This window comes from Kribbella sp. NPDC043289 (assembly GCF_056436705.1).
Genome location: NZ_JBWKCB010000012.1, coordinates 181,347 through 195,247, shown reverse-complemented (window position 1 = coordinate 195,247; position 13,901 = coordinate 181,347). Strand labels below are relative to the sequence as shown.

Sequence of the window (13,901 nt, the reverse complement as noted above, 5' to 3'; positions counted from 1 at the left end):
GCCGCGGCTTCTTCTTGCCCATGGACTCCATGATGAACATCCTTCCGGAGCACAAGCTCCTGATCTCGGATGTCCGTCAAAACGGGTCAGGCCCATTGATAACCACATCGGAGGTCTGATAGCTGCCAACCAAGGTCAGCGTGGCGCGGGCAAGAGGTGGCTTGCCGATCCCGTAGCGACGCCTCCGGCGCTCTTGATGCGTGTCGTGTCGGCCGTACGATCGAGCCGCCGGGGGCGAGGCTAACCGGCAGTCAGACGCCGAGCACGTCAGCTCGCGGCAGTTGGGATCGCGTGATCAATACCGCATCCCGTTCGTCGGCTCGGCGAGCGCTACGCGGGGAATCGTTCGTCCTCCCAGCGCCACCAAGCCTGGTCACCGTCGATGTGGAGGAGGAACTCGGCAACTGCGCGACCGGTCGGGTCGATAAGCCTCGTCTTGGATCGGATCCGGTCATACGCCGCCGTCCACGCCGCGGTTTCTTCGTCCTCGATCAGCGTGAACTGGCGCAACTCCTCCTGGAAGAGTTGCTCGACATTCTCGTAGCCGTCGCAGCGCTCAACTGTCGCGCTGAGCCATGGAAAGTCGGTCTCGGATACATGCAGCCGGGCAACTGCGCGCCCCTCGTGGTGCAGTTCCCAGAGCTGGCTCGTCGTCATCGCAAGATCATCGCTGACCGCCGCGACTAGCGCGCGACTCTCGCCAGATCCGTACGTCGGCCGGCCGCTTCAAGCGGGTCGCCAGACGTCCAGCCTGTCGCACATCGGCTGACGGAAATCTGTCGCGGATCTATTGGCGGACCACAGCTCCGCGGAATGTGCCAACCGGCCTAGCTGGCGCGGATCGCCAGGGTCAGCTCGTCCATCTGGGTCATCACGGCATCGGCTCGTGCGGCGGCCAGGTCGGCCAGGCCGACGGTCGAGGCAAGCGCGGACCGATACGCCCGGTGTTGTTGCAGACGATCGCGAGCTGGCGACCAGTCCCCCGGCAAGCCGTCAGGAAGTCCTCGGGGGCACTACGGGGGCGCTGAAGGCGATCGGAGCCGGATACGACGAACCCCCAGCGCGGAGAGTGTCCGCTGACCTGGGGGTTTGGTGGAGCCGCCTGTCGGAATCGAACCGACGACCTTCTCATTACGAGTGAGACGCTCTGCCGACTGAGCTAAGGCGGCGGGTGCCGTCGAAGAGTGTAGCGGCTGGGAGGGGAGGATTCCGAATCGGATCCTGGCGGGGCGGTCCGGGGAGGGGTACGGCGGGGCGCGGCCGTGTGGGCCGGGTCGCCTCGGAACGCCCCACGAGCGGGACGGGAACAGGCGTGCGGCTGGGAGCGGCGTGGCGGGAACCTGGGTGCGGTGGGGTGCGTCGGATGGGGCGGAAAAGGAACTGATGGAATAGTTGTTTTGGGAAATGCGTTGACTTTCTTGAGCGGGATGGGTGAGACTAATTCCCGCAAGGAACTAGACCACTGAGGAGACATCGTGTACGGGATGCGCATCCGGAATGAAGCCTGGCGGCTCGGCCGCGTGGCTTTGTCGGCATGCCTGCGATCCGTGCTCGACCCGACGACCTATCACCAGCTGGGCAGTGAGCGGAGCCCGCGCGTGGACGGTTCGCCTGGATGATCCCTTGAACTGGGGAGATCTCCAGGAGCCGTCTGAGCCGGGTACCCGGCGGCAGGCGGCTCTTTTCTTTTGCCCGGAAGTCCGGGCCACGTCGGTGCGCAAAGGTTGCGGACCGGATTCCAAACCCGCGTCACGAGGGTTCGATTCCTTCCACCGATGCTTTTTCCGGTATTCACGGATATCGGCACGCACAATTGACAACTGGACATTTATCGCAATTCCCCGGGGCCGGCGACGCGCCCCGGGGAGGACCAGTTGTAGGCCAGCGGCGAGGCCACCTCATTTGGGTTGAGGAGATCGGGGGTTCGAGTCCCTCCAGCTGGACCAGGCGCCCGCAGGATGCTTGCTACCGGCCGAGCGGGCGCCCCAAGCGTGCCCTGTGACGGAAATCCGCAGTACATCCGGCGCAGGGCACCTGAACGCCCGTGGCCCAACTGGAGAGGGCACCTGCCTACGAAGCAGGAGGTTGCAGGTTCGAGTCCTGCCGGGTGTGCTGTGTCCGAAGCAGAAGCGGCCGATGCACCGGGATGTGGCCCCGGAGGAAGCGGGTTCGAGCCCCGTCGGACACCCTGAGTGAACATCTGTTGACCCGACACCGACATCCACGACTCGCCGACCGCGGGTCGGGCACACTGGAAGGGAGGAGGAACCACATGAGCGGTGTGATCGTCCTGAATGCCTCGTACGAGCAGCTGCATGTCGTGTCGATCCCGCACGCCATCCGGATGCTCGTCCGCGAGGTCGCCGTCGTCGAGGAGGCCCACGACGGCGCCAGCATCGGACCGTTCCCTCTCCCTCGCGTGCTGCGACTGGTCCGCTACGTCGTGATGAAGTGGCGGTACGCCGGTGGGCGGCTGCAGTACACGCGGGCCGGCGTACTGAAGCGCGACAAGTACACCTGCGCGTACTGCGGTCAGCCGGGCGCCACCACGATGGACCACGTGGTTCCACGATCGCGCGGTGGTCGCGGTGAGTGGCTGAACGCTGTCGCCGCGCATGCGCGGTGCAACGAGAAGAAGGGCTCGCGCACACCGGAAGAGGCCGGCATGCCACTGCTGTGGCAGCCGTGGATCCCTTCCCGTGCCGAGTTGGCGCTCTGACGCGACACCCACCGGTGCCGCCGACGAGCGCGATGCCAGGTGGGCGACGGTGACCCACCCTCGGTTCTGACCCGAGGTCCCGCAGGTTCGAGCCCTGCCCTGGCAGCTTGTCCACTGGCGGAATAAGCCGAGTTTCGGCCTAACGGCAGCCGTTTCGAAAACGGTCAGCCCTTCAACGGGCGTGCAGGTTCGAGACCTGCTTCCGCCGCATGCACATGATCGAGGAAGGTGAGGAGATGAACGTGGGGCTTCCGGTTGAGCTGAGTGGGGCGAAGAGCTCCACGCTCATGTGGGCGCAGGAGTACGACGTGGACGCGAAGGCGCTCCAGCAGCTGCGGAACATCGCGGCGCTGCCGTGGGTGCACGGGGTCCGGGTGATGCCGGACGTGCACCTCGGCAAGGGTGCGACCGTCGGGTCCGTGATCGCGATGTACCAGGCGGTGTCGCCGGCCGCGGTCGGGGTCGACATCGGGTGCGGGATGGAAGGTGTCCTGACCTCGCTGACCGCCGCGGACCTGCCGGACGACCTGTCGGCGATCCGGTCGCGGATCGAGGCCGCCGTACCGGTGGGCTTCCGGGCGCACGAGGACCCGGTCGGGGTACGTCGGCTCGGGCTCGACCCGCGTCCGTGGGACCGGCTGTGGGGCGTGTTCTCGAGCCTGCACGACGGCGTGCAGGACCGCGAGCGCAAGGCGAAGCAGCAGATGGGGTCGCTCGGTGGTGGTAACCACTTCATCGAGGTCTGCCTCGACGACGAGGACCGCGTGTGGCTGATGCTGCACTCCGGCAGCCGGAACATCGGCAAGGAGCTCGCGGAGCGGCACATGCGGATCGCCCGGGACCTGCCGCACAACGCGGACCTCCCGGACCGTGACCTGGCGGTGTTCCTGTCCGGTACGCCGGAGATGGACGCCTACCGCCGGGACCTCACGTGGGCGCAGGAATACGCGGCCCGCAACCGCGCGGTGATGCTCGCGCTGGTGATGCAGGCGGTGCGGGACTCGTTCGAGGTCGACGTGCGGTTCGAGCAGCCGATCTCGTGCCACCACAACTACGTGGCCGAGGAGCACATCGACGATCTCGACCTGCTCGTCACCCGCAAGGGCGCGATCCGCGCGGGTGCCGGTGACCTCGGGCTGATCCCGGGCTCGATGGGGACGGGTTCGTACGTCGTTCGCGGGCTCGGCTCGGAGCGTTCGTTCTACTCGGCCTCGCACGGGGCAGGCCGGCGGATGAGCCGCAACGAGGCGAAGCGCCGCTTCACGGTCGACGACCTGGTCGCGCAGACCGCGGGCGTCGAGTCTCGCAAGGACGCGGGCGTGGTCGACGAGATCCCGGCGGCGTACAAGGACATCGACTCGGTCATCGCGGCGCAGTCCGACCTGGTCGAGGTTGTCGCGCACCTCAAGCAGGTCATCTGCGTCAAGGGTTGAGGCGGCGGGCGGAGCGTGTAGGTGCCTGCCCGTCGTGCGCCTTCTTCCTTTTCACTAAGCGTACAAGTGTCAGGGGTGTCGGCGCGGAAGTTATCCACAGCCGCCCGTCGTCGGCAGGGGAGACGGCGGGCGGTGCGAGGTGGGATCCGCCTGTCGGTAGGGGCAGCGGTTTGCTAAACCGTCGGTCGGCTGACATGTCGGCCCGTGAGTTCGAATCTCACTCTCACCGCTGGGTGGCCGGGATCGACCGGCCACCCTGCCACGCCCCGTTCGTCCAGCGGTCAGGACGCCTGGTTCTCAGCCAGGAGATCACCGGTTCGAATCCGGTACGGGGTACGCAGAAGCACCGTCGTGGGAGAGGCGGGGCGGGCTGTAAATCCGTTGCCTTCGGGCTGAGCAGGTTCGAATCCTGCCTTCTGCACGGATCACTCAAAGATGGGACAAGAGAGGAGGACCGGCCATGGCCGACCTCAGGAACAGAAAGCGAGTGCCTGGCGGCAGGACCGGTGCTCCGGTCCAGCAAGGTCACTCGATGCGACGCGTGCTGCTCGCCTGCGGACACATGCAGCGCGACCGGATCGCTCACCGTGGGGATCACGTGTGGTGCGACGCGGAATGCTCCGACTGGATCCGCGTGGTCTCGGTCCAGGAGTAAGCGTGCAGAAGGACGGGTAGTACCAACGCGCCGCGTAGCACCTGAGCGTGGGCACGACAGCGCGTACGGCGTTTCGCCGGTGCACTACCCGTCCTTCGGTACGTCGACCCTCTGGTGACGGAATCTCGCCGGGCCCTCCGAAGGCTCGGTCCCTGGTTCGACTCCAGGCAGGGGGACTTACAGCGTCGGATCGAAGTGCACGGCGAGCGATACGGTCGCTTCGCCCCGAGCAGCCAACACTCGGACACGGACGTCGTCAGGCGTGACCGGATCCACCGTGAGCAACCGCCGGTGGCCGATCGTCGTACCGCGGGCGACCTCGGTCCACGTCCCGTCGATCAACCCGTCGACCGCGAACGCCTCTACCTGCTGACCCGCTTCGATGTCCTCCCGCAGATCGAGCACGTTGATCTCACCGGGAAGCTCGACGGCAGCGTCGTAGTACGACCGCACCGCCGCACCAAACGCAGCCAGCGCCTCGACGTCCGGATCGGCGAACAGTCCGCGCCGGTCCGGCGGGATATTCAGCAGCAGTACGGCGTTCCGCCCGACCGATCGGCGATAAATGTCCAGTAGCTCCGGCAACGACTTCACCGAGGCGTCCTCGTTCAAGTGGTAGAACCACCCCGGCCGGATCGACACGTCGACCTCCGCCGGGTACCACCGCAACTCGTCCGCCTGCGCCAGCAGCTCCGGCCCGGCGACGTCAACGGCGGTCTGCTGCGCCAGCATCTGCCCGTCCGCAAAGGGAATGACGCTCCACTCGGTCTCCCGCGCGAACCCGTCCTCGTTGCCGACCCACCGCACATCGGGCCCGCCGATCGCGATCGTCGCGTCCGGAGCCAGCCGCCGGATCAGGTCGAACCACGCGTCATAGGCATACGTCTGCCCACCGCCAGTGGGATTTGCCCCGTCCAGCCACACCTCGGCGATCGGCCCGTAGCCCGTCAAAAGTTCGTGCAACTGATTCAGATAGAACCGGTTGTAGTCGTCGACGACATAGGTAGAACCGCCGACATCAGACGGCACAGCAGGGCTACCGTTCCCGTAGTACCCACCAGGCGCCTTCTCCTGATAGAGATCCGCCGGCGACAAATACACCCCGAACCCGAGTCCGCCCGCCGCGCAAGCAGCCGACAACTCAGCGACCACGTCCCCCTCATAGGGCGACGCGGCAACGGTATGCGGGAGGAACTTGCTCGGCCACAAACAGAACCCGTCGTGATGCTTGGCCGTCAGGATCACGCTCTTGAACCCGGCGGACACCAACGACGACACCCACTGCGAGCAGTCCAGCGCCGAGGGATCGAAGACCGCCGGATCGTCGACGCCGGTCCCCCATTCCAGGTCCGTGAACGTGTTCGGCCCGAAGTGCACGAACGCGGTCAATTCCTGCCGTTGCCACGCGACCTGCCGCGGCGAGGGGCGGACCTCCGATGCGGACCGCCGTACGTCGTCGATCACAGCAGTACCTTTCCAGGGTTGAGCAAGTTGTCGGGGTCGAAGGCCTGCTTGATCCGCCGGTGCAGTTCGAGCCCGACCGGTCCGAGTTCGGTCTCCAGCCAGCGTGCCTTCAGGGTGCCGATCCCGTGCTCGCCGGTGATCGTCCCGCCGAGCCGGAGCCCCAGTTCCATCACGGCACTGAACGCTTCCAGCGCCCGCACCTCGGCGGCCGCGTCGTTGCGGTCGAAGACCACGGTCGGGTGCATGTTGCCGTCACCTACGTGCCCTGGGCAACAAATCAGCACCTGGTACTTCGCACCGATCTCCGCGACGCCGCGCACGAGCGCGACCAGCTGCGACCGCGGTACGGAGACGTCGTCGATCAAGGTCACGCCGAGCGGCTCCAGCGCGGGGTTCACCAGCCGCCGCGCTTCGAGCAGCATCCGGGACTCTTCGGCGTCCGACGCCTCGGCGACGTCGACCGCGCCGTGCGCCGTACAGATCTCGGCGATGCGGGCGACGTCCGCTGCCGCCCGTGGGCCGCGGTCGGACTGCGCGATCAGCATCGCGGCGGCCTCGGCCGGCAGCCCCATGTCGCGGTAGTTCTGAATCGCCTGCACCGTCGGCTTGTCCAGGAACTCCAGCAACGAAGGCCGGAGTCCCGAGGCCATCACCGCCGCGGCGGCCGCGATGCCGTCCTCGATCGACAGGAACGTCGCCGCCGCGGTCAACGCCGCCTCGGGCGCGGGCCGCAACGCGAGCGTCGCCTCGGTGACGACGCCCAGCGTTCCTTCGGATCCGACGATCAACCGGGTCAGGTCGTACCCGGCGACACCTTTGGCCGCGCGCCGACCGGTCCGGACGACCTCACCGGAGGCGAGCACCACTTCCAGCCCGCGTACGAAGTCCGAGGTCACGCCGTACTTCACACAGCACAGCCCGCCCGCGTTCGTCGCGATGTTGCCGCCGATCGTCGACATCTCCCACGACGACGGGTCAGGCGGGTAGAACAGCCCCTGGTCGAGGACAGCGCGGGACAGCTCCGCGTTCACCACTCCCGGCTGCACGACAGCGACCTGGTCCTCGACCGACACCTCGAGGATCCGCGCGAGCCGGGAGGTCGACAGCAGCACGCAGCCGTCGACCGCGTTCGCCGCCCCGGACAGTCCGGTCCGAGCGCCCTGCGTGACGACCGGCACCCGGAACTCAGATGCCGCCCTCATCACCGCCTGGACCTCGGCCGTGCTGGACGGCCGCACCAGCACCCGCGGCCGACCAGCCGTGCAGAACGTCGCGTGGTCGTTCCGATGACTGTCCAGTACGTCGGGATCGTCGACGACCGCCGCGTCCCCGAGGTCGGACCGCAGCCGCGCGATCAGGGAATCGGTCATCCCTCATCCTGTTCGGCGAGCAGCCGGAGGATCAACTCCGCCCGCCGAACACGCTCACGCCCGAGAGCTTCCGCCGTACCGGCGAGGTGGGCACCGACCGGGTAGATGTTCGGCGCGTTCCGCAGCCCCATCTTCAGGTACACCGGCGCCGCGACCCGCACGATCTCCGGTACGTCGTAGAACCTGACGTGCCCGCCCTGGTCGTCGGGAACCTCGATGTACATGTCGATCGGGACCGTCGTCACCGAGCGGATCTCCGCGAGCACCGGCACCGGAAGGTCCGTCGACACGTTCAGGCTGGTCGCGCCGAGCCGCTCGTACAGGTGCGCGGTCGGCGCGTTCGGCAACGGCATCAGCACCGACGTCTTCAGCACCAGGTCCGACGGCAACGAGCCGTCCACCTTCAGCTGCCCGAGCAGCTCCAGTACGCCGATGTCGCCGACCAGCAGACTCCGTACGCCGAGCTCGACCGCGCGGAAGGCGTCACACAGCGACGCCGCGACCTGGTCGTTGCCCCGGGCAACACCACCGACGGCGGCCGAGACCTTGGCCTGACCACCGATGTCCCAGGAGCCGCGCGGCCCGAGGAACAGGCACACCTCGACACCCGCGGAGGAGCCGAGCGACAGCATCTCCTCGATCTCGCCGTCGGTCAGCATCATCACGCCGCTGCCCTGCGACACCCGATCGATGGTGACGCCGCGTTCCTTCGCCTCCTCGAGCACCGCGGTCATCACCCGCGGCCCCTCACAGGACGGGATCTCCACCTTGTACGGCGATCCGTCCGGGAACGTCTTCGTAGACGCCTCCCCGGGACCGAAACCGCGGTCGGCGAGCAGGGCACGTGCTTCGCGAAGGTTCATCTCTCGCTCCATCCTCCGAGCGTCCCGGTCGGCGCCAGATCCCGCGCCGTACCGGTGATCTCCAGGTCGAATCGTTCGGCCGCCTCGGTCAGCAGGGCGGGGGTCACCATCAGTTCGTTCGGCGACAGCGTGTCCTTGATCCGCGCGAGCCGGAGCTCGGACCAGTGCCGCCGTCCGGACATCGTCACGGCCGCGAGTACGGCGGCCGCGTCGTCCTCCATCACCATCGGGAGCCGCGAGCGGCGCGCTCCGCCGGCGCCGGAGGTCAGCGCGTTCACGTAGCTCGCGTGCAGGTCGATCTGCTCGAGCAGCCGAGCGGGGATGACATCGGCGAGGCCGAGCCCGGACGCGTTCCCGTGCGACGCCGGGGACAGCGAGTGCACGCTGATCGCGGCGATCGAGGGCGACTCGAACTCGGGGATCCCGTGCACCCAGCAGCGGCCGATCACGTTGGTGTCCATGCCGGCGCCGGACTTGTCCTTGCCGAGCTCGTCGATCACCAGGACGTCGAGCTGATCGAACGGCAGCCGCCCGAGCAGGCTGGATGCCCTTTGCAGCAAGCCGTTCTCGGCCGCTTCGGCGATCCCGTCGGCTTCGAGCAGTTCGACCGCGGCGGTCTGCTCGCGGGCGTTCTCCAGGATCGCGAGACCGCCGAGGATCTTGCCTTGTGCAACGACCATGCGGGCGGCCGCTTCGATGTTGCCACCGAGTGCCGGGATGCCACCGGCGTGCAGCGACGCGGCGCCGGCGTGGTTGCCGAGACCGATCGCGAGAATCTTCGCGATCCCGCTCTCGATCGGGCCGCGGAAGTCGGTGTGTGGTTTGACGCGGTTCACCAGCAGTACGCCGTCTGCTTTGGCGGCGATCGCGTCGTGGTGGACCTCGGTGCCGTCGGGCAGCGTGCCGACGACCACGGTCTCCATGGTCGCCTCGATCGGGCAGCCGATGGACTCCGGCGTGATGCCGAGTCCTTCGAGCATCTCGCGTTGGCCGTCGGCGGTGGCGCCGCCGTGCGAGCCCATCGCGGGGATCACGAACGGCGCCGCGCCGGCTGCCTTGAGCCAGTCCACGGCGGCTTTCACCACCGGCACGAGGTCGTGGATCCCGCGGCTGCCGGCGGTGACGGCGATCCGGGCGTCGGGGACGATGCGGGAGCGGAGCGGTTCGAGTACGGCTTGTGCTTCGGCGTACGGGTCGGCCGAGACCGGCAGATCCGTGAGGATCCGCCGGATCGGCGTGACCTGCGGAAGCACACCCGCGGGCCGAAACCCACGGATGGCTTCGAAGGGGCCCCAGGACATCAGTGGCTCTGGCGTGCGACGGCGGAGCCGGTGCGGCCTACCAGGAAGTCGAGGTCGCAGCCCTGGTTCGCCTGGGTCACGTGGTCGACGTACAGGCGGGCCCAGCCGCGGTCGGTCGGTGGGGTCGGTGGCTGCCAGTCGGCGCGGCGCTTCTCGAGCTCCTCGTCGGAGACGTCCAGATGCAACCGCCGAGCCGGTACGTCGAGCTCGATCCAGTCCCCCGTCCGCACCAGCGCCAACGGCCCACCCACAGCGGCCTCCGGCGTGACGTGCAGGACGACGGTCCCGTACGCCGTACCGCTCATCCGCGCGTCCGAGATCCGCACCATGTCGTCGACACCGATCTCCGCGAGCTTCCGCGGGATCGTCATGTTGCCGACCTCCGGCATCCCCGGATACCCGCGCGGACCCGCGTTCTGCAACACGAGCACGGTGTCCTCGTCGACGTCGAGATCCGGGTCCTCGACCGCCTTGTCGTAGTCCTCGATGCTGCTGAACACCAGCGCCTTGCCCCGGTGCCGCGACAGCCGCTCGGACGCGGCCGACTGCTTGATGACCGCACCGTCCGGCGCGAGATTCCCCTTCAGTACAGCGGTTCCCGCGCCACTGCCCAGCGGGTCGCCGACGGGCCGGATCACGGCGTACGTCTCACTGCCCGCGGGCGCACCAGGGTACGTCGCCTCGATGCGCTCGGCGTTGGCGACGTTCTCGCCGAGTGTCTTGCCGGTGACCGTGATCGCGTCGGTCTTGAGCAGCGGCAGGATCTCCTTCAGCACCGCGGGCAGACCGCCGGCGTAGTAGAAGTCCTCCATCAGGTACTTGCCCGACGGCTGCAGGTCGACGAGCCACGGCACGCCGCGCGCCCACTGGTCGATGTCGTCCAGCGTCACGTCGACGCCGACGCGACCGGCGATTGCGAGCAGGTGGATGACGAAGTTGGTCGAACCACCGATCGCGGCGTTCGACCGGACCGCGTTCGCGAAGGCGTCGCGGGTGAGGATGTCGCTGATCTTCAGGTCTTCCTTGACCATCTCGACGATCCGCTGCCCGGACTTCTGCGCGACGACGTACCGGCGGGAGTCGACGGCGGGGATCGCCGCGGACCCGGTCAGCTGCAGACCGAGTGCCTCGGCCATACAAGCCATCGTGGACGCCGTGCCCATGGTCATGCAGTGCCCGTTGCTGCGCGACTGGCCCGCTTCGGCCGCCGCGAAGTCCTCCGCCGACATCCGGCCCGCGTTGAGATCCTGCGTGAAGCGCCAGACCGCCGTACCGGAGCCGATGTCGCAGCCGCGGAATTTACCGTTCAACATCGGACCGCCGGTGACGACGATCGTCGGCAGGTCGACACTCGCGGCGCCCATGATCGAGCCGGGCGTGGTCTTGTCGCAGCCGGTCAGCAGCACCACACCGTCGAGCGGGTTGCCGCGCAGCGACTCCTCGACGTCCATGCTGAGCAGGTTGCGGAACAGCATCGCGGTCGGCCGCAGCAGCGTCTCGCCGAGCGACATCACCGGGAACTCCAGCGGGAACCCGCCGGCCTGCCACACGCCGCGCTTGACCGAGTCGGCGAGCCGGCGCAGGTGCGCGTTGCACGGCGTGAGCTCGGACCAGGTGTTGCAGATCCCGATCACCGGGCGGCCGTCGAAGGCCTCCTCGGAGAAGCCCTGCGACTTCATCCAGGACCGGTGGATGAACCCGTTGCGGCCCTTCTCGCCGAACCAGTGGTCGAAACTCCGCAGGCCGATCGGCTCGTCCGGTTCGTCAACGGTCGGTTCGTCAGTCATCGCGACACCTCACCTGTGGTCACGGTTCCGTTCACCCGCCGGGTGGTCCCGGCCGGGTTCGAGTCCTTGAGTACGTCGGGCAGCACCGCATCGGGAGCGTCCTGGTACGCGACCGGCCGCTGGAACCGCCGCGCCGCCGTCACCCCTACGCTGGTGTGGATCGAGCCGACCGTCGACGGGAACGGGCCGCCGTGGTGCTGGGCCCAGGACACGGCAACGCCGGTCGGCCAGCCGTTCCACAGCACCCGACCAGCGCGGGCGGTCAGCAGCGGGAGCAGTTCACGCGCGAGCTCGGCGTCCGAGTCCTCCGCGTGCAGCGTCGCCGTGAGGTTGCCTTCGAAGGCCTCGATGGCTGCGCTCAGCTCGTCGGGCGAGGAGTACTCGACGACGATCGAGACCGGGCCGAAGCACTCCTCGAGGATCTCGTCGCGACGCGCCAGCAGTTCGCTCACCGTGGTCTGCAGCAGCGTGGCCGGGCCGGCGGACCAGACGCGGACGCCCTCCACCTTCTCCAGCCGGTCGAGACCGGAGCTGAAACCGTCCCTGATCCGGGCGTTCAGCATCGGCGCCTCGGCGACACCACCGGTCGCCTCCACGAGCTGCTCCTGCAGACCGTGACCGGCGGGCAGGAAGAGCAGTCCGGGCTTGGTGCAGAACTGACCGACGCCGAGCGTGAACGAACCGACGTACCCGCTCGCGATGTCCTTGCCACGGGCATCGATCGCGGCCTGCGTGACGAACACTGGGTTCAGGCTGCCGAGCTCGCCGTAGAACGGGATCGGCTCCGGGCGGGTCACCGCGATCTCGTGCAGCGCCTTGCCGGCCGGGACCGAACCGGTGAAGCCGGCCGCGGTGATCCGCGGGTCCTTCAGCGCCGTGACGCCGACGTCGAAGCCCGCGATCAGACCGAACGTTCCGTCCGGTGCACCGGCCGCCTTCAGGGCCTCGATCATCACCTCGGCGGTCCGGGCGGACAGCTCCGGGTGGCCCGGGTGCGCCTTGACGATCACCGGGCAGCCGGCCGCGAGCGCGGACGCGGTGTCGCCACCACACACGCTGAACGCGAACGGGAAGTTGCTGGCGGCAAACACCAGGACCGGACCGAGCGGCACGAGTACGCGCCGAAGATCCGGACGCGGGACCGGCTTGGCCTGGGCGTCCTTGGTGTCGATGGTGACCTCGAGCAGCGAGCCTTCTTCGAGCGCGTCGGCGAACATCCGCAGCTGGCCGGTACTGCGGGCGACCTCGCCCGTCAGCCGCGCCTCGGGCAGCGACGATTCGCGCATCGCGATCGGCACCAGCTCGCCCGCCGCGGCGTCCAGCGCCTCCGCGACGGCGCGGATCCACCCGGCGCGGACGGCGGGCTCGGCGGCGCCGAAGGCGGGTGCCGCCGCGGCCGCCGCGGCGAGTGCCTGCTCCAGCTCGGCGGGGGTGGTGTCCTGCGTCATCGCGTTCCTTCCAGGTTGTCGGTGGCCAGGAACGCGAACGGCTCCCGGCCGGTGGCCACGGTGTTGGTCAGCGTGCCGAGCTCGTCGATGGTGATCGTGATCACGTCTCCCTCGGCGAGCGCGAAGTCCAGCTCCGGAACGATGCCCGTACCGGTCGCGAGGATCACGCCGTCCGGGAAGTCGTTCGGCAGGAACAGTACGTCGATCAGGTCCTGGAGCTCCCGCACCAGCTTGGCGGTGGACGTGGTGTCCGCGAACACCTCTTCGCCGTCGCGCTCGATCACCAGCTTGATGCCGAGGTTCTTCGGATCGGCGACCTCCCAGGCCGGCCGGATCCCGGACGCCAGCGCGCAGCCGCCGGCGAACAGCTTCGCCTGCGGCACGTACAGCGGGTTCACGCCCTCGATCGATCGCGAGCTCATGTCGTTGCAGACCGTGAAGCCGACGATCTCACCGTGACTGTTGGCGACCACCGCGAGCTCCGGCTCGGGTACGTCGTGACCGGAGTCGGTGCGGATACCCACCGGCTCGCCGTCGACGACGACCCGCCAGGCCGGCGCCTTCTGGAACAGCTCCGGCCGCTCGGCGGTGTAGACCTTGTCGTACACCGACTGCTCGGTGCTCTCTTCCATCCGCGCGCCGCGCGACCGCTCGTACGTGACACCCGAGCACCACACCTCGCCCCGGCCGTCGAGCGGCGGCAGGAATTTCAGCCCCTCGACCGGCAGCTCGCCGCCGACCTTGGCGACGGCGGCCTTCAGCTCGTCGAGCGGCAACTGGAGCACTTCCGCGAAGCTGTTGACGCCCACGAGTGGAGCCACCGTGTCCCCGGTGCGCACACCAGGGACAGGGCGACCGTCG

12 protein-coding genes and 9 tRNA genes are annotated in these 13,901 nt (G+C 68.4%); 11 read left to right on the top strand and 10 right to left on the bottom strand.

Features of this window, described 5'->3' with window-relative positions; all coding sequences use genetic code 11:
- Positions 1-330: 330 nt before the first annotated feature.
- From AC0662_RS40510 to AC0662_RS40500, 3 genes are all read right to left on the bottom strand, one after another.
- The gene (locus tag AC0662_RS40510) at positions 331-657 is read right to left on the bottom strand and encodes a hypothetical protein (RefSeq protein ID WP_478307307.1); all 327 of its coding nucleotides are present in this window, start codon (positions 655-657) and stop codon (positions 331-333) included.
- A 170-nt stretch (positions 658-827) separates the two neighbouring features.
- Positions 828-989: a hypothetical protein gene (locus AC0662_RS40505; protein ID WP_478307305.1), complete on the bottom strand. Its 162-nt coding sequence runs from the start codon at positions 987-989 to the stop codon at positions 828-830.
- 104 nt (positions 990-1,093) lie between these two features.
- A tRNA-Thr gene (locus AC0662_RS40500) sits at positions 1,094-1,169 on the bottom strand.
- Between the two features lie 701 nt (positions 1,170-1,870).
- Here AC0662_RS40500 and AC0662_RS40495 point away from each other — a divergent pair.
- From AC0662_RS40495 to AC0662_RS40445, 11 genes are all read left to right on the top strand, one after another.
- Positions 1,871-1,946: transfer RNA gene (locus AC0662_RS40495), tRNA-Pro, on the top strand.
- A 92-nt stretch (positions 1,947-2,038) separates the two neighbouring features.
- Positions 2,039-2,112: transfer RNA gene (locus AC0662_RS40490), tRNA-Arg, on the top strand.
- A 2-nt stretch (positions 2,113-2,114) separates the two neighbouring features.
- Positions 2,115-2,188: transfer RNA gene (locus tag AC0662_RS40485), tRNA-His, on the top strand.
- Positions 2,189-2,272: 84 nt separating this feature from the next.
- Positions 2,273-2,719, top strand: a complete 447-nt coding sequence (locus tag AC0662_RS40480) for an HNH endonuclease (protein ID WP_452193004.1) — start codon at positions 2,273-2,275, stop codon at positions 2,717-2,719.
- A 33-nt stretch (positions 2,720-2,752) separates the two neighbouring features.
- Positions 2,753-2,825: transfer RNA gene (locus AC0662_RS40475), tRNA-Gln, on the top strand.
- 10 nt (positions 2,826-2,835) lie between these two features.
- Positions 2,836-2,927, top strand: a tRNA-Ser gene (locus AC0662_RS40470).
- A 28-nt stretch (positions 2,928-2,955) separates the two neighbouring features.
- Positions 2,956-4,152: an RtcB family protein gene (locus tag AC0662_RS40465; RefSeq protein WP_452193002.1), complete on the top strand. Its 1,197-nt coding sequence runs from the start codon at positions 2,956-2,958 to the stop codon at positions 4,150-4,152.
- A 138-nt stretch (positions 4,153-4,290) separates the two neighbouring features.
- A tRNA-Ser gene (locus tag AC0662_RS40460) sits at positions 4,291-4,381 on the top strand.
- A 34-nt stretch (positions 4,382-4,415) separates the two neighbouring features.
- A tRNA-Glu gene (locus AC0662_RS40455) sits at positions 4,416-4,488 on the top strand.
- 1 nt (position 4,489) lies between these two features.
- Positions 4,490-4,573: transfer RNA gene (locus tag AC0662_RS40450), tRNA-Tyr, on the top strand.
- A 111-nt stretch (positions 4,574-4,684) separates the two neighbouring features.
- On the top strand, positions 4,685-4,807 hold the full coding sequence (locus tag AC0662_RS40445; RefSeq protein ID WP_452193000.1) for a hypothetical protein: 123 nt from the start codon (positions 4,685-4,687) through the stop codon (positions 4,805-4,807).
- 177 nt (positions 4,808-4,984) lie between these two features.
- On the opposite strand, the gene AC0662_RS40440 is transcribed toward AC0662_RS40445, so the two are convergent.
- From AC0662_RS40440 to AC0662_RS40410, 7 genes are read right to left on the bottom strand one after another with little or no spacing between them, the layout of a single operon-like run.
- Complete coding sequence (locus AC0662_RS40440; protein ID WP_478307303.1) at positions 4,985-6,271, bottom strand: alpha-L-fucosidase; 1,287 nt, start codon at positions 6,269-6,271, stop codon at positions 4,985-4,987.
- Complete coding sequence (locus AC0662_RS40435; RefSeq protein ID WP_452192997.1) at positions 6,268-7,641, bottom strand: FAD-binding oxidoreductase; 1,374 nt, start codon at positions 7,639-7,641, stop codon at positions 6,268-6,270. The genes AC0662_RS40440 and AC0662_RS40435 overlap by 4 nt, the downstream gene beginning before the upstream one ends.
- The gene (locus AC0662_RS40430; protein WP_452192996.1) at positions 7,638-8,504 is read right to left on the bottom strand and encodes a hypothetical protein; all 867 of its coding nucleotides are present in this window, start codon (positions 8,502-8,504) and stop codon (positions 7,638-7,640) included. Before AC0662_RS40430 ends, AC0662_RS40435 begins: the two co-directional genes overlap by 4 nt.
- On the bottom strand, positions 8,501-9,805 hold the full coding sequence (locus AC0662_RS40425; RefSeq protein ID WP_478307301.1) for a nickel pincer cofactor-dependent isomerase, group 22: 1,305 nt from the start codon (positions 9,803-9,805) through the stop codon (positions 8,501-8,503). The genes AC0662_RS40430 and AC0662_RS40425 overlap by 4 nt, the downstream gene beginning before the upstream one ends.
- A complete protein-coding gene (locus AC0662_RS40420; RefSeq protein WP_452192991.1) occupies positions 9,805-11,592 on the bottom strand; it encodes an IlvD/Edd family dehydratase in 1,788 nt (595 codons plus the stop codon). The genes AC0662_RS40425 and AC0662_RS40420 overlap by 1 nt, the downstream gene beginning before the upstream one ends.
- Positions 11,589-13,040, bottom strand: a complete 1,452-nt coding sequence (locus AC0662_RS40415; RefSeq protein WP_478307299.1) for an aldehyde dehydrogenase (NADP(+)) — start codon at positions 13,038-13,040, stop codon at positions 11,589-11,591. The genes AC0662_RS40420 and AC0662_RS40415 overlap by 4 nt, the downstream gene beginning before the upstream one ends.
- On the bottom strand, positions 13,037-13,861 hold the full coding sequence (locus AC0662_RS40410; protein WP_452192988.1) for a fumarylacetoacetate hydrolase family protein: 825 nt from the start codon (positions 13,859-13,861) through the stop codon (positions 13,037-13,039). The genes AC0662_RS40415 and AC0662_RS40410 overlap by 4 nt, the downstream gene beginning before the upstream one ends.
- Between the last annotated feature and the right edge of the window lie 40 nt (positions 13,862-13,901).

Coding starts and splice junctions, on each gene's coding strand:
- AC0662_RS40510 (WP_478307307.1), bottom strand. CDS start 657: ATGACGACGAGCCAGCTCTGGGAACTGCACCACGAGGGGCGCGCAGTT.
- AC0662_RS40480 (WP_452193004.1), top strand. CDS start 2,273: ATGAGCGGTGTGATCGTCCTGAATGCCTCGTACGAGCAGCTGCATGTC.
- AC0662_RS40465 (WP_452193002.1), top strand. CDS start 2,956: ATGAACGTGGGGCTTCCGGTTGAGCTGAGTGGGGCGAAGAGCTCCACG.
- AC0662_RS40445 (WP_452193000.1), top strand. CDS start 4,685: ATGCGACGCGTGCTGCTCGCCTGCGGACACATGCAGCGCGACCGGATC.
- AC0662_RS40435 (WP_452192997.1), bottom strand. CDS start 7,641: ATGACCGATTCCCTGATCGCGCGGCTGCGGTCCGACCTCGGGGACGCG.
- AC0662_RS40430 (WP_452192996.1), bottom strand. CDS start 8,504: ATGAACCTTCGCGAAGCACGTGCCCTGCTCGCCGACCGCGGTTTCGGT.
- AC0662_RS40425 (WP_478307301.1), bottom strand. CDS start 9,805: ATGTCCTGGGGCCCCTTCGAAGCCATCCGTGGGTTTCGGCCCGCGGGT.
- AC0662_RS40420 (WP_452192991.1), bottom strand. CDS start 11,592: ATGACTGACGAACCGACCGTTGACGAACCGGACGAGCCGATCGGCCTG.
- AC0662_RS40415 (WP_478307299.1), bottom strand. CDS start 13,040: ATGACGCAGGACACCACCCCCGCCGAGCTGGAGCAGGCACTCGCCGCG.